19 protein-coding genes are annotated in these 18,653 nt (G+C 37.1%); 11 read left to right on the top strand and 8 right to left on the bottom strand.

All coding sequences use genetic code 11. The features are described from left to right. Positions 1–53: 53 nt before the first annotated feature. The 3 genes from HHL23_RS17440 (at position 54) to HHL23_RS17430 (ending at position 3,696) form a co-directional block, all read left to right on the top strand. On the top strand, positions 54–728 hold the full coding sequence (locus HHL23_RS17440; protein WP_169236062.1) for an SIMPL domain-containing protein: 675 nt from the start codon (positions 54–56) through the stop codon (positions 726–728). A 154-nt stretch (positions 729–882) separates the two neighbouring features. Further along, entirely contained in the window at positions 883–2,484 is a 1,602-nt protein-coding gene (locus tag HHL23_RS17435; RefSeq protein WP_169236061.1) for a DUF4139 domain-containing protein, read from the top strand. Between the two features lie 18 nt (positions 2,485–2,502). Then, on the top strand, positions 2,503–3,696 hold the full coding sequence (locus tag HHL23_RS17430; RefSeq protein ID WP_169236060.1) for a VWA domain-containing protein: 1,194 nt from the start codon (positions 2,503–2,505) through the stop codon (positions 3,694–3,696). A gap of 55 nt (positions 3,697–3,751) precedes the next feature. Here the strand turns inward: HHL23_RS17430 and HHL23_RS17425 are convergent, their stop codons facing one another. Then, on the bottom strand, positions 3,752–4,435 hold the full coding sequence (locus HHL23_RS17425) for a C1q-like domain-containing protein (protein ID WP_169236059.1): 684 nt from the start codon (positions 4,433–4,435) through the stop codon (positions 3,752–3,754). Positions 4,436–4,737: 302 nt separating this feature from the next. Here HHL23_RS17425 and HHL23_RS17420 point away from each other — a divergent pair, with 302 nt between their 5' ends. After that, positions 4,738–5,232, top strand: a complete 495-nt coding sequence (locus tag HHL23_RS17420) for a Crp/Fnr family transcriptional regulator (RefSeq protein ID WP_169236058.1) — start codon at positions 4,738–4,740, stop codon at positions 5,230–5,232. 65 nt (positions 5,233–5,297) lie between these two features. Here HHL23_RS17420 and HHL23_RS17415 read toward each other — a convergent pair whose 3' ends face one another. After that, complete coding sequence (locus HHL23_RS17415; RefSeq protein ID WP_169236057.1) at positions 5,298–6,503, bottom strand: NAD(P)/FAD-dependent oxidoreductase; 1,206 nt, start codon at positions 6,501–6,503, stop codon at positions 5,298–5,300. Between the two features lie 114 nt (positions 6,504–6,617). On the opposite strand from HHL23_RS17415, the gene HHL23_RS17410 reads away from it, so the two are divergent. After that, positions 6,618–6,998 (top strand): SpoIIAA family protein, encoded by a 381-nt coding sequence (locus tag HHL23_RS17410; protein WP_169236056.1) that lies wholly within the window; start codon positions 6,618–6,620, stop codon positions 6,996–6,998. Between the two features lie 165 nt (positions 6,999–7,163). Here HHL23_RS17410 and HHL23_RS17405 read toward each other — a convergent pair whose 3' ends face one another. Beyond that, on the bottom strand, positions 7,164–8,366 hold the full coding sequence (locus HHL23_RS17405; protein WP_185194889.1) for an MFS transporter: 1,203 nt from the start codon (positions 8,364–8,366) through the stop codon (positions 7,164–7,166). Positions 8,367–8,560: 194 nt separating this feature from the next. Between HHL23_RS17405 and HHL23_RS17400 the strand changes: the two genes are divergently transcribed. Further along, the gene (locus HHL23_RS17400) at positions 8,561–9,421 is read left to right on the top strand and encodes an AraC family transcriptional regulator (RefSeq protein WP_169236055.1); all 861 of its coding nucleotides are present in this window, start codon (positions 8,561–8,563) and stop codon (positions 9,419–9,421) included. Between the two features lie 129 nt (positions 9,422–9,550). On the opposite strand, the gene lipA is transcribed toward HHL23_RS17400, so the two are convergent. Continuing rightward, positions 9,551–10,417 carry a lipoyl synthase gene (lipA, locus tag HHL23_RS17395; protein WP_169236054.1) on the bottom strand — a complete coding sequence of 289 codons (867 nt, stop codon included), beginning with the start codon at positions 10,415–10,417 and terminating at the stop codon, positions 9,551–9,553. A 109-nt stretch (positions 10,418–10,526) separates the two neighbouring features. Between lipA and HHL23_RS17390 the strand changes: the two genes are divergently transcribed. Then, positions 10,527–11,159 carry a hypothetical protein gene (locus tag HHL23_RS17390; protein WP_169236053.1) on the top strand — a complete coding sequence of 211 codons (633 nt, stop codon included), beginning with the start codon at positions 10,527–10,529 and terminating at the stop codon, positions 11,157–11,159. A 95-nt stretch (positions 11,160–11,254) separates the two neighbouring features. On the opposite strand, the gene HHL23_RS17385 is transcribed toward HHL23_RS17390, so the two are convergent. Then, positions 11,255–11,815: an RNA polymerase sigma factor gene (locus tag HHL23_RS17385; RefSeq protein WP_169236052.1), complete on the bottom strand. Its 561-nt coding sequence runs from the start codon at positions 11,813–11,815 to the stop codon at positions 11,255–11,257. Positions 11,816–11,960: 145 nt separating this feature from the next. Here HHL23_RS17385 and tyrS point away from each other — a divergent pair, with 145 nt between their 5' ends. Beyond that, positions 11,961–13,256 (top strand): tyrosine--tRNA ligase, encoded by a 1,296-nt coding sequence (gene tyrS / locus HHL23_RS17380; RefSeq protein ID WP_169236051.1) that lies wholly within the window; start codon positions 11,961–11,963, stop codon positions 13,254–13,256. Between the two features lie 217 nt (positions 13,257–13,473). Here the strand turns inward: tyrS and HHL23_RS17375 are convergent, their stop codons facing one another. Next, on the bottom strand, positions 13,474–13,899 hold the full coding sequence (locus HHL23_RS17375; protein WP_169236050.1) for a hypothetical protein: 426 nt from the start codon (positions 13,897–13,899) through the stop codon (positions 13,474–13,476). A 226-nt stretch (positions 13,900–14,125) separates the two neighbouring features. Between HHL23_RS17375 and HHL23_RS17370 the strand changes: the two genes are divergently transcribed. The 3 genes from HHL23_RS17370 (at position 14,126) to HHL23_RS17360 (ending at position 16,740) form a co-directional block, all read left to right on the top strand. Further along, a complete protein-coding gene (locus HHL23_RS17370; RefSeq protein ID WP_169236049.1) occupies positions 14,126–14,764 on the top strand; it encodes an alpha/beta hydrolase in 639 nt (212 codons plus the stop codon). Positions 14,765–14,886: 122 nt separating this feature from the next. Further along, the gene (locus HHL23_RS17365; protein WP_169236048.1) at positions 14,887–16,209 is read left to right on the top strand and encodes a PDZ domain-containing protein; all 1,323 of its coding nucleotides are present in this window, start codon (positions 14,887–14,889) and stop codon (positions 16,207–16,209) included. A gap of 3 nt (positions 16,210–16,212) precedes the next feature. Next, entirely contained in the window at positions 16,213–16,740 is a 528-nt protein-coding gene (locus HHL23_RS17360; protein ID WP_169236047.1) for a hypothetical protein, read from the top strand. Here the strand turns inward: HHL23_RS17360 and HHL23_RS17355 are convergent. Both HHL23_RS17355 and HHL23_RS17350 read right to left on the bottom strand, forming a co-directional pair. Further along, positions 16,733–17,770, bottom strand: a complete 1,038-nt coding sequence (locus tag HHL23_RS17355; RefSeq protein ID WP_185194888.1) for a L,D-transpeptidase — start codon at positions 17,768–17,770, stop codon at positions 16,733–16,735. The genes HHL23_RS17360 and HHL23_RS17355 overlap by 8 nt on opposite strands. Before the next feature lie 113 nt (positions 17,771–17,883). Beyond that, on the bottom strand, positions 17,884–18,642 hold the full coding sequence (locus tag HHL23_RS17350; RefSeq protein WP_169236046.1) for a response regulator transcription factor: 759 nt from the start codon (positions 18,640–18,642) through the stop codon (positions 17,884–17,886). Positions 18,643–18,653 lie beyond the last annotated feature (11 nt).

Genomic DNA, 18,653 nt, shown 5'->3' with positions numbered 1-18,653 from the left:
ATTTCGGGTTTCGGATCGTCGTAATTTTACTTCAGAATTTAAAACAAGAAATTATGAAATTGAGACATTTTTTATTGATCGGAATCTTTACCCTGGGAAGTTTTGTGAATGCACAGGAAGTAAAGAAAAATGCAATTGAAGTAACAGGTATTGCAGAAATGGAAGTGGAACCGGATGAGATTATCTTCAGCGTCGGCATTAAAGCAGATAACAAGAATGATCTGGCGGATAATGAAAAGAAACTATTTGAAACGCTGAAGAATGGAGGCGTGAAGAACGAAGACATCAAATTCAAATCCATGTACCAGAATATCTATGCTAAAAATGGAAAATTCACGAAAAGCTACCAGTTCAAAGTCAATACGAAAGCGAACATCAGCAAAATATTTGAAGACCTCAACCAGAAATGGGTAAGCAACCTGAATGTAGCGGAAGTGAAAAACACTAAAATAGCAGACTTCAGAAAAACAATTAAGATCAATGCATTAAAAGCAGCCAAAGAAAAGGCAGATTATCTGTTGGAGAGTATGGGTAAAAAAACCGGGGCTCCGCTTGAGATCATCGAAATTGAAGATTACACCAGCGATATGGTTCTTCCCGTAGCCTATAAAAGCAGTGTGAGAAATATGCAGCTGGAAGCAGCAGACGCTACTGTAGATTTTTCTTTCGATAATATCGAAAATATCAAGCTGAAATACAGCATCAAAACACGATACGAAATCCTTTAGAATTAACAGATTTAAGAAACAGTCCGAAAGGGCTGTTTTTCTTTTTCCAGCCTGATTTTTAAGCTCACCAAGTGAAAGTCAGGTTTCACCAAGTTTCCCCATTTTCAGCCTTAAATAGAGATAATTTTACTATAGGAATTTAAAATAATACACTATGAAATACTATTTAATATTACTCATCGCATTTTCTGTTTCGATTTTAAAAGGACAGGAGATCAAGAAGGAGATTGAAGTGAAACAGGCCACTGTCTTCCTTCAGGGTGCCAAAGTTTTCGGAAGTACATCCGTTACCCTACAGAAAGGAAGAAATATGGTGAGAATCGTCAATCTTCCCAATAATCTGGATGAAAACACCTACAAAATCAATCTTGAAAAAAACACAACCCTTCTTTCTATAACGCCACAGAGCAACTTTTTGAAAAACGAGGATCTATCTGACGGAGAGAAAAAGCTTGATGACGAAAGAAAAAAATTACAGAGACAGGCCAGTTTACTGAATATCCAGATCAAGAACCTGACCGGCGAACAGAATATCATTAATGACAATCTAAAGGTTTCCACCAATGACAAGTCTACTCCGCAGGAACAACTGATCAAACTGACCGAATTTTACAAAAAAAGAATGCTGGAAATCGATAATCAGGTTTTTGTTTTGAATGAACAGAAAACAGTTTTAGATGAAGGTATTGGCAAGATCAATAATCAATTCGCAGAAGAACAGACGAACAAAAATATCAACAGAAAAGAACTTCTTCTGGAAATCCTTGCAGACCATGAAACCAATCTGAACTTAGGTGTGAGCTATATCGTTTCTGATGCTGGTTGGGTTCCATCTTATGATTTGCGTGCCGAATCGGTAAAAAAACCTCTTGAAATAGTTTACAAAGGAAAGATTTACCAGAAAACCGGGCAGGACTGGAAAAATGTAAAATTGTTTGTGTCCACCTACAGACCTTCTTACAATCAGGACAGACCTATTCTTTCTCCGCTTTATGTTGCTGAATATACCGCTTATAATGCTCAGGCTGAAACCGCCAACTACAAACTGAAAGCAGCGGCTAAAGAGGTGAATTCTTATCAAATGAGAGAAGATGCCATCGTTACGCCAAATCAAATCCCTATAGCAACCGTTTCGGACAGCCAGATGAATGTCATTTATGAGCTTAATTATAACCAGACCATCTTAAGCCAGGAAAAAGAACAGTATGTGATCCTTGATAAAAAACAGATTGATGCTACCTACAAATACCACACAGTTCCGAAACTGAACAATCAGGTATTCCTGATGGCGTTCATTAAAAACTGGCAGAATCTTAATCTGATCTCGGGAGAAGCCAATATTTATTTTGATGATAATTACATCGGAAAAACAAACATCGCAAGCAATTACGTAAAAGACGAATTCCCAATCTCTCTGGGGGTAGATGAAAGAATCACCGTCAAAAGGATCAAACTGGAAGATAAAACGTCTCAGAAAACCCTGAACAGTAATAAATGGGAAACAGAATCCTTCCAGATCAGCATCAGAAACAATACGAAAGAAAGCATCGAACTGGAAATCCTCGATCAGCTTCCAATCAGCGAAAATTCTAAAATTCTGGTTAAAGCCTTAGAGATTGGAAACGGAAGTTTTGATGAGAAGACGGGAAGCATCCTTTGGAACAGAAATATCGGTAGCGGAAGTTCAGACAAGATCAATTTCTCTTATGAGGTGAAGTATCCGAAAGAAATGCAGATTCAATATTACAGCAGATAATCTATAAAAAATAATATTATGACAACTTTAAAAATCTTAGCAATGACAGCTGTTACCGCTTTTCTAAGCTCCGGCAGCTTTTCAGACATCCGCTGTTCAAACAGCACGACAGCAGACAGAGCACCATTGGTACAGAATGCTTCTGTCCCTGAAACACCAACGCCATCAAAGGACAATAAAATCCAGGTTGCCCTTCTGCTGGATACTTCCAACAGTATGGACGGGCTTATCGATCAGGCCAAATCAAGGCTTTGGAATATTGTGAATACTTTAACCACACTGAAGTACAACGGACAGGCTCCCCAGATAGAAATTGCCCTTTATGAATACGGAAATGACGGTATTCGTGACGAAAATTATATCCGCCAGGTGACTCCTCTTACGCAGGATCTGGATCTGGTTTCTGAAAAGTTATTTGCTCTGAGAACCAATGGCGGAAATGAGTACTGTGGTGCCGTGATCCGCGATGCTTCGATGAATCTTAACTGGGATAGCAATGAAAAAAGTATGAAACTGATCTACATCGCCGGTAATGAACCGTTTGACCAGGGAAAAGTAAATTACAAAGAAGTAATTTCCAAGGCTAAAACTAAAAATATATACACCAATACCATTTTCTGCGGAAGCAGAGAAGAAGGAACCCAGACTTTCTGGCAAAACGGAGCGGTTGTAGGTGGTAGTAAATATTTTAATATCGACAGCGACAGGAAAGTGATTTATATTGAAACGCCTTATGATGTAAGAATCTCAGAATGCAACACCAAACTGAACGACACCTACATCTATTATGGAAATCATGGCTCTGAATATAAACTAAAACAAGTAACTCAGGATAGAAATGCTGAAGTACAATCAGTTTCTAATTATGTAGAAAGAACCGTTGCCAAATCTAAGAAGAACGCTTATAAAAATGACCACTGGGACCTTGTGGACAAAGCTGAAAAAGATGCAGACTTTATCGCCACCGTAAAAGATGATGCGCTTCCTGCTGAACTGAAAGGTAAAAGTAAAGAAGAGATCAAAAAAGCAGTTGCTGTAAAATCTGCAGAGCGTGGAAAGATTCAGAAGGAAATTGAAGAACTTTCCAGAAAACGTCAGGAATATATTGATAGTGAAATGAAAAAACGGGGCAGTGCAGATTCTGATGACCTTGGAAAAGCCATTGAAAGATCTGTTTTAGAATTAGCAAAAACAAATGGATATACTAAATAATTATTAGAAAAGCCGCTTCCGAGGGAAGCGGCTTTTCATTACACAAAGACAAGTATTACTTTACCTGATTAATGGTAAATAATGATGAAGTTCCAGATAATAGATCTAATGAGGGAAGCGAAGATTTGGCACCAAAGTATACCTGGTCACCTGATTTGAGTGCCACCATTGTCTGTGTTTTTCTTGTAGCAGGAGATACCGGAATACCTAAAACACTTATATTAACATAACTCTCTTCTGCTACTAATTCAGGTTCATTCGTGCCTTTTTTTACAAAAATACCAATCCCTAATTCGCCAGCAGAAACAGCTGAAGAGATTTTATACTGAACATATAACTGATAGATCCCATCCGTAGGAGCCGTAAATGTATTATTTGTTATATCAAAATCATTATTTTCATCAATAACTTTCTTGTCAAACAAGATTTTACCCCAATTCGTGACACCGGAAATAGACACTAAAATGACACCGCTAATTCCTGTACCGGCAACATACGACTTAGCATTTGAAGCAGACAGCTGTTCTTTTGAAACAGTCTGAACATATCCTGCATTATTCCGGACCAAAATAAAGTCTGTACAGGATTCTCCCAGACATTTTTCCGTAGTGCGTATACGCAGATCCCCGTTAATATCCAGTGCAGCTTCCGGATTTGCCGTATTAATGCCTACCTGACTAAAACATTTAATTCCCACTAAAAAGAATAGTAAAACTGAAATAATTTTTTTCTTTTTCATGATTTTGTTGATTTTGAATTCTTCAATAAATTTAATTTTTAAAAATCAATAAATTATCATAATTATTATAAAACTGATAATTTATTAGCGAAAGTTAAATTATTAATTAACACCTGCTAACGATTCAATAACCAACACCCCTATTTTATTGTACTCCACCTATCTTGAAACTTGGAAATTGGAATAATATTTTTAACTTAGTTAGGCACAAAACACTTATTATGAAATCAAATGAATACACCAAAAATTATTTTGAACAAAACGATTTTTTAAACGACTCAGATAAGGAAAAGTTATTGGAAATGGTCCAAATAATAACTTATCCGATGAATAAAGTAATTCTACACAGAGGAGAACAGATCAGCCAGGTCGGAGTTGTATTAAAAGGCCTGATCAGGGTTTATGATAAAAACAATAAAACAGTCTGGCTGGTTCCTGAAAACAATGTATATGGTTCAATGGAGACTTTAGCCCTCCAACGTCCGTCTTCACTTACTTATGAAGCATTAGAGGAGACAACAGTGTTTTTGCTTAATTATGATGATCTGGAAAATGCTATAAAAGACCATCCCAATATCGCAACATTACTTTTAATGTACTGGAAAAGCACTGCTATGGATATTTACAGTAATTTCTACTCTTTCATTCATTTAACGCCTGAAGAAAGGTACCTTCAGTTAATCCAACAAAACTCCAAATTAATCTTACGCGTAAAATCTAAAGATCTTGCCACCTATCTGGGGATGCATCCTGTATCCTTGAGCAGACTGAAAAAAAGATATTTTAATTCTAAATAACAAAAAAAATAAATCTGGAGGCTTCAAGTGCCACAGCCATGAATAGAGCCTCAGCCACCAGATCTTTATCTTCCAAATTTAAAATACTCAGACAGCAGATGTTTTTTGTTTTTCATAAACTGAGAAGCCATCTCCATTCCTGTTACGGAAAAAGTAATTCCGTTTCCTCCGAAACCCAGGACAAAATAGGAATTTTTAAATTTTTTATGTTCCCCGATATAGGGTAAACCATCTTTGGTTTCCCCGAAAGTTCCGGCCCAGACAAAATCTGTATAGAACTGATAATCCGGTTTTATTTTTTTTAGATTTTTCAGGATCTCCTTCTCTTTTTTATCGAGAAGGGCATCCCTTTTTTTGGCATCGTTGAAATCTTCATCTCCGCCGCCGATCAGAAGCCTTCCATCATCTGTCGTCCGCATGTAGATGTACGGATCATCTGTATTCCAAACCAGGGTGCTGCTTATATTTTTAAATTTGTCATTATCAATTTCTGAAACAACGGCGAAAGTGCTTTTTAAATCAACAAAGTTTTCCCGGATGATGTTTTTACTCTCATAACCGATGCAATAGATTACCTTTTTAGCTTTGATCTGAAAACCACTGTTTACCGTTACCTGATTAAAACCTTTATGGTATTCTACCTTTTTCATTTCAGTTTTATCAAATATTTTCAATCCTTTTTTTGTGTTATGCTCAAATAATTCATGGGCAAACTTAAAGGCATCGATGCTGGCTCCCTGTTTTGAAAGAATACCGCCATAGGTATTTTCAAATCCAAACTGTTCTATAATTTGGTCTTCTTCCAGCCATTTTACATTGAATCCGGCATTTTTTCTGGCTCTACATTCCTCTTTCAGCCACTTTACATCTTTCTTTTTTGAAGCAAAATACAGAGATTTTTTTCGTTTAAAACCAGCATCAGACCGGATCTGTTTAGTCAGCTTTTCAAGATGGTCTATGGCGTCAGAGCAAGCTTTATAACTTTCCACGGCTCCTTTCTCACCGATCTTATCAATCAGTTTATAGAGCGGAACATCTATTTCGTATTGCAACATTGAAGTGGTGGCTGAAGTACTTCCATTACAGATTTCGCGTTTGTCAATCAGGATTGTTTTATAACCATCACTGACCATCTGGTGGGCAATAAGGCTTCCGGTAATACCACCGCCTATAATTAAAACATCACATTCTTCATTTGATTTCAGGGACGGATAAGATTCTATAAGTCCATTCTTTATAAGCCAGAAAGGTTCGTTTGATTTTAGATCCATAATTGAATATTATATTAAAAATATTAATATTTATAAGTATTTTAACGATTTATCATCAATTTATGGTGCAATTATTGTACCCAGTTTAAAACCCAACCACATAAATAATTTACTATGATAACGATTATTCCAGAAGCTCCGGAAAATGTTGCTGCGTTCAATGCAACGGGAGAAATAACCAGAGAAGATTTTGAAAACCTTGTCATTCCTCATGTAAAGGAAAAAGTAGACGAATTTGGTGAGCTGAATTACCTTTTATATTTGGACACGGATCTGGATAAGTTTACCATGGGAGCATGGCTTGAAGATGCGCTTTTAGGTCTAAAAAATCTTTCCAAATGGAACCGGGCAGCTATTGTTACAGACAAAGAAGCGGTACAGAACTTTACCGATATTTTCAGTGTTCTGATGCCGGGAGAATTTAAATCTTTCCCTAAAGAAAATTTATACAATGCCCTTTATTGGTGTAAAAACGGCAATGAGGTAGAAGTATAACCGTATTTTATAAAGAAAAAGAGACTTTGTTCATGAACAAAGTCTCTTTTTGTATTGATGAGCGAATTATAAATTCCTGACCTCCTTTTATTTGTAAATATCTTTTTAACGCAAAGGGTTTATTGTAATACCCAATGAATTAAAGAATGCATATCCATTCTTTTTTTACTTATCACAAGGCACGTACTCTACAACGGTATCATCGTTATCAGGAGTTTCCCGACCATACAAATATCTGTATCTTAAGCTTATAGCAAGACCAATGAATGTCATCCCCACTCCTACCAATGAAGGATATTTGAATGAAAAGCCATATTCTAAAGGAATCCCACCTAAAAATGCTCCCATTGCATTGGCAATATTAAAAGCAGCCTGCATGAATGCGGCAGCCATCATTTCACTTTTTGGAGCTGCTTTCATCATCATGATGTTAATAGGCGCGGCAACAGACATCGACAATGCCCCACAGACAAATGTCAGGATAAGTGCTATATTCTGATGCTCGGCAAAGAAAAATACACCGGCAAGCGAGATCATCATCAGAAAGATCAGTAATGCACATGTTTTTTCAGGTCCAAGTCTGTCGGAAATAAATCCTCCGGCAAGATTTCCAACCACCATTCCGGCACCGGCAAGAACCATCACGTAAGCCATCTGATTAGCCTGGATTCCGGCAACGATGGTCATCAAAGGTGTTATATAGCTGAACCATGTGAAAAGTCCTCCAAATCCAATTGCTGTAATCCCTAAAACCAGCCACGACTGCTTCCCTTTAAGAAATTTCAGTTCTTCGAGAAAGTGCGTATCCTGATTCGTTTCTATGGCAGGAAGCCACAATTTCAGGAATAATATGGCGAAAAGACCGATCAATGCTACAATGGCAAAGTATAGTTTCCAGTGATAAGCATGCCCGATATAGGTAACAAGCGGAACCATGACCAGATTGGCCACCGTAAGTCCCGTAAACATTAAGGATATATAAAATGCCTCCTTCCCTTTTCCAGCCATTCGCGATGCTACTACCGTTCCTACCCCAAAAAATGCTCCATGAGGAAGTCCAGACATAAACCTGATGATCAGCATGCTCGTATAATCGGGAGCTATCGCAGAAAGCCCGTTAAATAGTGTAAAAAGGATCATCAGAACCATCAACACTTTTTTTGGTGGAAATTTCACAGAATACCCGATCAGGATTGGAGCTCCGATCACTACTCCCATCGCGTAAGCCGAAATCAGATGTCCTGCTTCAGGAATGGTAATCTTTAAGGTATTTGCAATATCAGGAAGCAATCCCATCACGGTAAATTCCGTAGTTCCGATTCCCAAACCGCCGATGGCCAGCGGTATTATTCTTTTATCAATCTTCATTGTGAGTAAACTTCTTTTTCGAATTTAATTTTAAATGATTTTTCTGAACATTAAAAATGGGCATCCATCTTTAGTTTGAAAGTGCAAAATTCGCAAGAAATATCGGTTTTTACTTCTCTTGAAATGATAAAAATTTGCTCCATATTAACCTTTTTATGTAATTTTAAAATCAGAAACAATCAAATGAGGACAAAATGAAAATCCAGAAAGAAATTATAGAGTTTGAAAAAGGAAAGTCTTTTAAGCTTTTTTCGCCGTCTTTAAAGAACTGTTTTTTCTGGCATCATCATCCTGAAATAGAGCTGGTGTATGTACAAGCCGTCAACGGAATTCGCCATGTAGGAAGAGATATTTCAGGTTTTACAGAGAGTGATTTGGTTCTGATTGGATCTAATGTTCCGCATCTGAATTTCGATTATGGTATCCAGACGGAATGCAGGCAGATGGTACTGCAAATGAGAGAAAATTTTCTTCAGGATATTATTTTCCCTGTTCCGGAATTTGAATCTATTAAAAAGCTCATGGAAAGATCTTATCTGGGACTTTCATTCTCCGGAGAAACGAAAAAAACTGTTGTTGAAAAACTTCATGAGATTAAAGATAAAAACTCTTTTGATGCTCTGATGGGCCTGATTGAAATTCTGCAAATCCTCGCTGACTCCGATGAAGTAAAAGAACTGAACAAAGAAGACACGAGAATAAAATGGTTCCTGAATGACAAGATCAGAATGGGAACAATCTACGATTACATCCACGAAAACTATGATAAAAAACCGAATGTTAATGAAATTGCAAAGATCGTCAGCCTGAGCACGCCCGCTTTTTGCCGTTATTTTAAAAAGCAGACCAATATGACATTTACCGATTTCGTGAATAACTACAGAATCAATCAGGCTAAAATATTTCTTCTGAAAGATTATTCTGTGACGGAGGTTTGTTTTCAGGTGGGTTTTGAAAGTCTTTCCTATTTTAATAAACTATTCAAACAGCATACGGGTGAAACACCATCGGAGTTTAGGAAAAAATATTTGAAGAATATTGAGGTGAGAAACTAATGTAAGTTTCGTATTTACTATTTTTTATTACCCGCAGATTGCACGAATAGCACAGATTTTTTTTGCTGAAATTTTAATTCTTTAATTAAAAAAGAAAAAAACCGCTTCAAAAATGAAGCGGTTGTATTTTTAGTGAATATGTTTTTCAGCGTGGTAAGAACTTCTTACTAATGGAGAGCTTTCCACATGTCTGAAGCCTAAGCTTCTTGCAAAATCTCCAAGCTCATCAAACTCTTCCGGTGTAATGAATTTTTTCACCGGTAAATGTTTTTTGGTAGGCTGAAGATACTGTCCAAGTGTGATCACATCAACATTGGCATTTCTGATATCTTCGATGGTTTGGAAAACTTCATCTTTAGTTTCGCCTAAACCAAGCATCATTCCCGTCTTTGTTCTTCTCTGACCCGCTTCTTTTAAGTATCTCAATACTTCTAAGCTTCGCTCATATTTAGCCTGTATTCTCACTTCTCTTGTCAGACGTTTTACAGTTTCCATATTGTGAGAGATCACTTCAGGAGCTACCGCTACTAATCTGTCAATATGCTTGGTGAGTCCCTGAAAATCAGGAATAAGAGTCTCCATGGTCGTTCCCGGAGAAATTCTTCTTACTGCATTCACGGTTTCTCCCCAAAGGATAGAGCCCATATCTTTCAGGTCATCGCGGTCTACAGAAGTAAGAACAGCATGCTTAATCTTCATCAATTTGATAGAACGGGCCACTTTTTCAGGCTCATCCCAATTGACGTCAAGCGGTTTTCCTGTTTTTACACCGCAGAATCCGCAGCTTCTTGTACAGATATTTCCTAAGATCATGAACGTTGCCGTTCCTTCTCCCCAGCATTCACCCATATTCGGACAGCTTCCGCTCTGGCATATGGTATTTAATTTATATTTGTCGACCAAAGTCCTAAGCTCCCTGTAATTCTTTCCGGTAGGAAGTTTTACACGGATCCACTTTGGTTTTTGAACGGTAGTATCTTGAACTAAATTCTCCATTTATTTCTCAAATTGAGCTTCAAAGTTAGTGATTTTTTTATCGAAACAATCAAAGACAAACATTGATGAAACATATAATTTTGTAATTTTAAACCACCAAAATTAAATTATGAAGAAGATTCTTTTTACCCTATCCGTTATTATCAGTACATTTTGCTTTGCTCAGAAAGAGCTTCAACCGGCAGGTTCGGAGATCATTGAAACTGTGGAAGGAGATCTGGATGGTGATAAAATTCCTGAAAAAGTGGTTATTTATACTACAGCAGATGAAGGTGAACTGGGCAAGATCCGTGAAATTCAAATCCAGAAAAAAAACGGCGGAACGTGGATGATTTTGAGTAAATCAAGAAATGCTGTTCTAGAAAGTGCAGGTGGAGGCATGATGGGAGATCCTTATCAGAGTGCAACTATTTCAAAAGGAATTTTAAGCATCACTCAGGCAGGAGGAAGCAGCTGGAAATGGAGCTATACGGATAAATACAGGTTTCAGAACGGTCATTTTGAACTGATTGGCCATTCTTCAACATATGGAAGACCCGGAGATTATTGGACAGACATAGACTTTAATCTTTCCACAGGGCAGCTTAATTATAAGAAAGAGGTTGAAAATACCGCTGAATATGGTAAATCCCAGCAGGAAACCTATATTAAAAAAGGATTGAAAATAGATCTGCAGAATAGGAATCAGAAAGAGCCGAGGAAAATTATTCTTCCTAAAACAAAGGAGGAAGTTTATTTGTGAAAATTTTGAACCATTAAGATTCTATTAAGTTGTTAAGATTATTAAGGTAAGCTTTGCCTTTAAGATTGAATGAGACTAATTATCTTACTAAGCTATTAATTATCATCAAATTCATTGTTTTTTAGCAGCTCAGCAAGGACTTTCTTGGCGCGCATCACCCTTACTTTGGTATTGGCAACAGAAATCCCTAACTCTTCTGCGATTTCCTTGATGCTTTTTTCTTCAAAAAATCGTAATTTGATAATATCCTGGTAATTGGCATCCAGCGATTCAATGGTTTTGATGATCTTTTTTTGTTCTTCATTAGAAATCATCAGTTCTTCGGGAGATTTTGCGAACTGGTTTTTAACCTCATCAAGATTTTCGGTTGGATCCTGGTTTTCCCGGCTTCTTTTTCTCCAGAAATCAATGACTGTATTTTGGGCAATGGTTAATACCCAGGTTTTAAACTGAAAATGGGGATCATACATATCCAGTTTCGACAGCACTTTTGAAAAAACATTCACCGTGATCTCATCTGCATCATTTTCATCTTTTACTTTCTTCATCACAAAAGAGAAAACATCCACCCAAAAAACATTGATGAGTTTAGTCTGGGCCTTCTGGTCCTTTTCTTTTGCTTTTTGGATAAGCAGAAATAGCTGTTCGTCGTTCATTAGTAACAAATATAATTTTTTTAAGTGGAAAAGCAAAGGAGCCTATACGCCTTTTTATTCATTCCTCTTTTTGCCTTCCGACATCCACTCTTCATACTCCTGAATTTACTATCTTTGCATCGTAAAATTTTAAAGAAAATTATAGATGAATTCCTTTATAGAAGAACTAAAATGGCGTGGTCTTTTTGCCGATATGATGCCAGGAACCGATGAACAACTGAATAAGGAGGTAACTACTGCATATATTGGTTTTGACCCGACTGCTGATTCTTTGCATATCGGAAGTCTTATCCAGATCAAAATTTTAGCACATTTCCAGCAGCACGGACACAAACCGATTGCTTTGGTAGGTGGCGCCACAGGGATGATTGGGGATCCTTCTGGAAAATCTGCGGAAAGAAACCTGCTGGATGAAGCCACTCTTCTTCACTATGTAGACTGTTTAAAAAACCAGCTTTCAAAGTTTTTGGATTTTGAGGGTGATGGTGCTAATAAAGCAGAACTAGTCAATAATTACGACTGGATGAAGAATATTTCGTTCCTTGATTTTGCTAAAAATGTCGGAAAGAATATCACCGTTAATTATATGATGGCGAAAGATTCTGTAAAAAAGAGATTTTCGGGAGATGGCGGAGCAGACGGGATGAGTTTTACAGAATTCACATACCAGCTTATCCAGGGGTATGATTTCCTTCACCTGTATCAAAACAATAACGTAAAGCTTCAGATGGGAGGTTCTGATCAGTGGGGAAATATCACCACAGGTACTGAACTGATCCGAAGAAAGGCTCAGGGAGAGGCATTTGCATTAACAGTTCCTTTGATCACTAAAGCTGACGGTTCTAAATTCGGAAAGTCTGAAAGTGGTGAAAATTACTGGTTAGACAAAAAGAAAACATCTCCTTACAAATTCTACCAGTTCTGGCTGAATGCGACGGATGATGATGCTGAAAGATTTATTAAGTTCTATACTTTCATAGCCAAAGAGGAAATTGAAGCTTTGGTTGCAGAACACAAAACCGCTCCTCACGAAAGAAAACTTCAAAAGAGACTGGCTGAGGAAGTAACAGTGTGGGTGCACGGCAGAGAAGAATATGAAAAAGCTCTGAAGGCTTCTGAAATTCTTTTCGGACGTTCTACGGCTGAAGATCTTGTAAGCCTGGATGAAGAAACTTTCCTTGAAGTTTTTGACGGTGTTCCCCAAAAAGAAGTTTCAAAAGCTGATGTTTTAGGAATCAACATTGTTGAGCTTCTTTCTGAAAAATCTGGTTTCTTAAAGTCTAAAAGTGAGGCTCAGAGAGAGATCAAAGGAAATGCAATTTCTGTAAACAAAGAAAAGGTAGATGATACGTATACCGCTAATGAAAGCGACCTTATTGACGGTAAGTTTTTATTGCTTCAAAAAGGTAAGAAAAGTTACTTTATTGTAAACGTTCAGTAAGAGCCAACCCTTATTATCATATCAAAAGGCTGTTTTATACAGCCTTTTTGTTTTTCTTCCCGGGATTGAAAATGAAAAGACAGCACTTCCCGCTTCTTAAAAAAGCACCTATACTCTTTCTAAAATTCATAAGAAGTCTCAACTTCCCTCAGATATGCCTATAGAAAACAAAAAAACCGCCTTAAAAGCGGTTTCATATATGTTAAGTAAATAATATTTATAATTCTAAGAAGCTGTAATCAATAGAAGCTACTACAGGACCTGCTCCCACCATCTTTTTGGTTCTTACGATTTCCCCATCGATCCGAAGATTAATAACCAGTTCCGAATCTGCACTAGGAAGGTCTGCCTTTGCATCCAGATTCAACTGTGCCTGACTGGAATTCACGAAAAATTCGCCGCTCGCCCAAGTAGTTCCTACAGGATCGAAAATATCAGTTTTAACGGTTCCTACTTGTGTTACAATTGCTCTGATAACACCTCCGGTGGTTGTTTTTACTTCAAACTGAACAACGTGATCTGTAAACTCCTCATCATCATCATTATCCTTTTTACAAGAATTCACCACGGTAAGTACAGAAAATAATAAAACGAATAAAAAAGAAAGTCTAAGTAAACTTTTTGATTTGTAAAATTGCTTCATTTCTCCAAATAGATTTTTAATGTTTCAAATATAAGTTTTTTATTAATATAAAAATAACTTTTATGAAAAATTTCCAATAAAGTTTTCTAATTAATATCAAATCGACAAAAAGCGCAATTGCAGGATCAGTCCCTATTTAAGAGTACAATCTGTTAATTATCAAATATAAAAACAGGACGGTGATATTTTGAATTTTACAATATGATTTATTAATTATATTTGCTCTATGAATTTAGATTATATAGTAAGAGAACCGGAACATATCACTCCCAATACTACTGTACTTTTTATGCTTCATGGCTACGGAAGTAATGAACAGGATCTTTTCAGTTTCAGGGAAACCCTTCCTGCCGACTGGCTTATTGTAAGTTTCAGAGCACCCAGAGATACCCAGTTTGAAGGATATTCCTGGTTTGACATAGATTTCAATAATCCTGAAAATTTCATTGATATTCCCCAGGCTAAGGAATCGTTGGACGGAGTACTGGAAAACATATTAAAAGTTGTGAATCATTATGAGCTTACTGAAGGTAAGGTCCATTTATGTGGTTTCAGCCAGGGTGGAATATTGTGCTATGCTTTAGCTTTAAAGCATCCTGACATGTTCAGTTATGTGGCGTGCCTGAGCAGTTATCCTGAGGAAAAACTTCTGGATGGCATTGTAAAAGACAAGAAGAAACTGGAAAGACTCCGTTTCTTTGTATCACACGGAACAGACGATGCTGTTATCCCTATGGAATGGGGCAGAAAAGCTGCGGATCTTCTGTATGACCTGAGTTGTTATTTTACATTCAGAGAGTACATGAGCGGACACGGCGTGAATCAGAAAAACTATATGGATCTGATGGATTTCTTTTCAAAGTAGCCTCAGCCTTATTTTAGATAAAACTCAACCCATACAGCTGCTTTGTTGCAGTTTATGTAAGCATTCCTGTTTTTGGAATGTTTTTTTATTTATAGTAAGGATTATTTCACTAAATTCAGTAAATGAAACTAAAGCTTTTTTTTCTGACATTATTCTTCAGCATTTTTATTGATGCTCAGAACAATTTTGAGCTGGTTAATGTCAAAAAAGCGGTCATTCCTTTTAAGCTTATTAATAACCTTATTTTCATCCCCGTTAATGTTAATGGTGCAGAACTTACGTTTATGCTGGATACTGGAGTGGCAGAAACTATTCTTTTCAGTCTGGACAATAAGGAAATCAAGTTTGAAAATGTTGAGAAAATAAAATTTTCCGGACTTGGAGGAAATGTAAGTATAGATGGCTTTAAATCTGATCGTAATATTGCGAAGATAGGTGATAAGATCGTTAATTCTTCCATGCTTTTATTTATTGTCACTGATGAAGAATTCAATATTTCATCCCATATTGGAATTCCGGTAAATGGTGTTATAGGATACCATTTTTTCAAAAACCATCCTATTTCAATAGATTATACAGCAAAAAAAATAACTGTTTATCAGGATACTGAAATAGTTAAAAAGAAGATCAGAAAGTTTACGGAACTGCCTATAAGCATAGAAAAGGATAAACCTTACCTTTATGCAGACGTTGAAATGACGAATGGAAAGAAAAGCTCAAAACTTTTGATCGATCTTGGTAACAGTGATGCCATTTGGCTCTTCCCTGCCCTCATCAAAGATTTTGTGTACAACAGACCTAATATTGAGGATTATCTGGGACGTGGATTCAATGGAGATATTTACGGCAAAAGAAGCAGAATCCATAATTTTTATCTTAAAGACTTTAAATTTGAAAAGCCTCTCACAGCAATGCCCGACGAGTATTCTATTCAACATGTGAATCTCGTCGCTGACAGAAAAGGATCTGTAGGTGGAGAAATAATGCGTAGATTTACAGTTGTTTTCGATTATACAGCCGGAAAAGTATATCTGAAAAAAAACAGGAATTTTGACGATCCTTTTCATTTTAATATGAGCGGATTAGATTTTAAACAGGATGGATTGGAATGGCAGGAGGACCGCGTGAAAATTGAACCCAAGAAATTATCTGAAGCCAGCACCGAAATTTCGGTCATTAATAATTTCCAGTATAAATTTACTTTAAAACCTGTCTTTTCTGTTGCAGGAGTAAGAAAGGACTCTCCCGCATTCGTAGCAGGACTGAAGAAAGATGACCGGGTAATCACCATCAACGGAAGCAAAACTTCAGAGATGACCATGGAAAAGATCATGGAGCTGATGAAATCTGATGAAGGCAGAAATATCACCATGGTGATTCAGAGAAAGAACAAGGAAATGACCTTTAATTTTGTATTGGAAGATCCTATCCCCTATCAAGAATAAAATATGGAAACTCAAGAAAGCACAATAGATAAAATAAGAACCCGCCCGAGATTCAAGATGTTTACCCATCTTACCAAGGAAGAATATGCCGAGCAATTAAAAAAATATCTTGCCGATCATAAAGATGAATTTTCGGGAAATATTAACAAGGAAGTGGCTACCATCTGGGTAGAAACAAAATATGACAATTACTGGAAGCCAAGACTGTCTTTAAGGATAGAGGCTGAAGATGATGATATTGCCATACGGGGAATATTCGGTCCCAGCTCTGCAGTGTGGACGTTCTTTATGTTCCTTTATTTTTCCTTTTCTATTCTCTGGATGACATTTTTCACGATGTTCTATGTGGAAAAACAGATAAAAAGCGCTGAGTTCCCGTGGGCCCTGAGCGCTTCATTTGTTATGTTGTTTTTCATCCTTCTTACTTATGTGGCTGCCCGATTCGGACAATACAAGGGTAAAGAAGAAATGCTGAAACTTAGAAGATTTGCTGAAGAATCTACGTCACAGTTTGAGAAGAAACTTAGTTAGTAGGAACTTCTGTTGTTTTTTCAGTTTGAGCCGGTACCGCCATTGCTTTGGCGGTTTTAATGGAGTCTGATACTTTTTCCCTGTTGTCTTGCTCTTTCATCATTTTATCAACATGAGGTTCTAAGAGTTTGGTCATTTCTTCCACTGAAATATTATTTGCATTAGGATCATCCAAAAGCTTTTTCCAAGGTTTTCTCCCGCCCCATTTATAATCTCCGAAGACCATGACCGCAGTTCCTTTAGCTTTGGTTGTAGCACCTCCCGGATTCAGAATCCATGTGTCTGCATAAGAGTACAGCCATTGTGCATCTTTCATCAACAAACGAAGACAAGAATGTGATGCAGGATAGCCCGGAAGATCATACTGGTGCCATCCGATACCTCCGATATTATGAATATTGAAATTATAGGGAAGTTTCCACTCGCTGCTTACTGTTGAAATCGACAGTTTCTTTTTCCAATTGGCAAAAGTAAGTCCTCTTGTTGTCTGCGCCGCTTTTTTTCCCATACTGGTAGGGCCCCATTTTATAAGGCTTCCGTTGGAGTATACTCCGTAAGCCTGGATAGGATAGGAAAAGATCACAAACTTTTTCACTCCGCTCAATATGTCCAACTGCATTGGGAAAGGTGAGTAAGACATCAGCGTGGTATCTATTTTAGCGGGAACCACCAGGGTATCCGCATTAAATCTATTTTTGGAATCAAGCCTGTTCAATGCAAGGATCGAATAGCGTTCTTTCTCGCTGTATTTTTTGCTGAACTCTGCATATACAGAGTCTCTGAGCTTTTTACCTTTCGGAAGGACAAAGGCGTTATAAAAACCGTTTTCCTGCATTGCCGGCGGTACAGATTCTTTTTGAATTACAGAATCTTTCTTTATGGAGTCTTTTTCCACGGCAGGAGCTTCTGACGAAGATACTGTATCTTTAAAAGTATCGCTTATTTTCTCAATTTCTTTTTTACATGAAACCATGAACGTGGCACAGATACATGCATATAAAAATGATTTCTTCACAGATATGTTTTTCATAAATAAAACAGGTCATTTAGTTTGATTACCCATTGCAAATATCAGACCTAAATTTGAATCATAAAAGACATTATAAAAAATACCGTAAAAAAACGGTATTGAAGTATATTGTTTTACAGCAACTTATTCGTTTTAGCGTAGGCAAGTGCTTCAGCAATGTTATTAACTCCAATTTTTTCAAAGAGTTTTTTCCTGTGAAATTTTACCGTATCGGCAGAAATAAACAGTTTATCTCCAATTTCATTAATCGTCAACCCACTGGCATAAAGGCTCAGTATTTCATATTCTCTCTGGGAGAGCTTTACTTTTTCATCTTTCTCCCATCTATTGACCTCAGGATCATATTTCCAAAGCGCATCTGAACCTTCCCTGCTTACAACAACATTTCCGGATGAAGTGTTGTTGGACAGTGATACGATGCATAATGCTTTCCAAATTTGCCCGCCTTCGGTAAGAAACATCGGTGTCAGTTTATGGTTGACCAGTACCCTATTTTTTTTACCGTTGATCAGGTAAAAATCGTAAGAAATGGAATACAATTTCCGTTCGTCTACAGGAATATTTTCATAAAATTCAAATCCGGCTTCATTGATCTTGATCAACAGTTCCACATCTTCGGGCTTCACATTCTGAAAATAAAAAGCATACCCCAGTTCTTTCACTTCTTCCGATGTTTTACCACATAGAAACAATGGATTATCAGATACATACTCAAAAGCTCTGGTCTGATAATCTATGACATACAGACTCTGGTAAGTAAGCCTTGAAAATGCCTTTACTGCTTCTAAATACTCCCCGACCTGGCTGCGATCTATTTCAACATCACTTCGGACATCATTTTTATCGTTAAAAAATTTATCAATCTCTTCCATATACCACTTAA

The organism is Chryseobacterium antibioticum (genome assembly GCF_012927325.1).
Taxonomy (GTDB): Bacteria; Bacteroidota; Bacteroidia; order Flavobacteriales; family Weeksellaceae; genus Chryseobacterium; species Chryseobacterium antibioticum.
The sequence above is the reverse complement of the archived record's forward strand: the minus strand, read 5'-3'. Positions and strand labels throughout refer to the sequence as shown.

Excerpts from the sequence above, each read along its gene's own strand:
- HHL23_RS17440 (WP_169236062.1), top strand. The coding sequence starts at position 54 with ATGAAATTGAGACATTTTTTATTGATCGGAATCTTTACCCTGGGAAGT.
- HHL23_RS17435 (WP_169236061.1), top strand. The coding sequence starts at position 883 with ATGAAATACTATTTAATATTACTCATCGCATTTTCTGTTTCGATTTTA.
- HHL23_RS17430 (WP_169236060.1), top strand. The coding sequence starts at position 2,503 with ATGACAACTTTAAAAATCTTAGCAATGACAGCTGTTACCGCTTTTCTA.
- HHL23_RS17425 (WP_169236059.1), bottom strand. The coding sequence starts at position 4,435 with ATGAAAAAGAAAAAAATTATTTCAGTTTTACTATTCTTTTTAGTGGGA.
- HHL23_RS17420 (WP_169236058.1), top strand. The coding sequence starts at position 4,738 with ATGGTCCAAATAATAACTTATCCGATGAATAAAGTAATTCTACACAGA.
- HHL23_RS17415 (WP_169236057.1), bottom strand. The coding sequence starts at position 6,503 with ATGGATCTAAAATCAAACGAACCTTTCTGGCTTATAAAGAATGGACTT.
- HHL23_RS17410 (WP_169236056.1), top strand. The coding sequence starts at position 6,618 with ATGATAACGATTATTCCAGAAGCTCCGGAAAATGTTGCTGCGTTCAAT.
- HHL23_RS17405 (WP_185194889.1), bottom strand. The coding sequence starts at position 8,366 with ATGAAGATTGATAAAAGAATAATACCGCTGGCCATCGGCGGTTTGGGA.
- HHL23_RS17400 (WP_169236055.1), top strand. The coding sequence starts at position 8,561 with ATGAAAATCCAGAAAGAAATTATAGAGTTTGAAAAAGGAAAGTCTTTT.
- lipA (WP_169236054.1), bottom strand. The coding sequence starts at position 10,417 with ATGGAGAATTTAGTTCAAGATACTACCGTTCAAAAACCAAAGTGGATC.
- HHL23_RS17390 (WP_169236053.1), top strand. The coding sequence starts at position 10,527 with ATGAAGAAGATTCTTTTTACCCTATCCGTTATTATCAGTACATTTTGC.
- HHL23_RS17385 (WP_169236052.1), bottom strand. The coding sequence starts at position 11,815 with ATGAACGACGAACAGCTATTTCTGCTTATCCAAAAAGCAAAAGAAAAG.
- tyrS (WP_169236051.1), top strand. The coding sequence starts at position 11,961 with ATGAATTCCTTTATAGAAGAACTAAAATGGCGTGGTCTTTTTGCCGAT.
- HHL23_RS17375 (WP_169236050.1), bottom strand. The coding sequence starts at position 13,899 with ATGAAGCAATTTTACAAATCAAAAAGTTTACTTAGACTTTCTTTTTTA.
- HHL23_RS17370 (WP_169236049.1), top strand. The coding sequence starts at position 14,126 with ATGAATTTAGATTATATAGTAAGAGAACCGGAACATATCACTCCCAAT.
- HHL23_RS17365 (WP_169236048.1), top strand. The coding sequence starts at position 14,887 with ATGAAACTAAAGCTTTTTTTTCTGACATTATTCTTCAGCATTTTTATT.
- HHL23_RS17360 (WP_169236047.1), top strand. The coding sequence starts at position 16,213 with ATGGAAACTCAAGAAAGCACAATAGATAAAATAAGAACCCGCCCGAGA.
- HHL23_RS17355 (WP_185194888.1), bottom strand. The coding sequence starts at position 17,770 with ATGAAAAACATATCTGTGAAGAAATCATTTTTATATGCATGTATCTGT.
- HHL23_RS17350 (WP_169236046.1), bottom strand. The coding sequence starts at position 18,642 with ATGGAAGAGATTGATAAATTTTTTAACGATAAAAATGATGTCCGAAGT.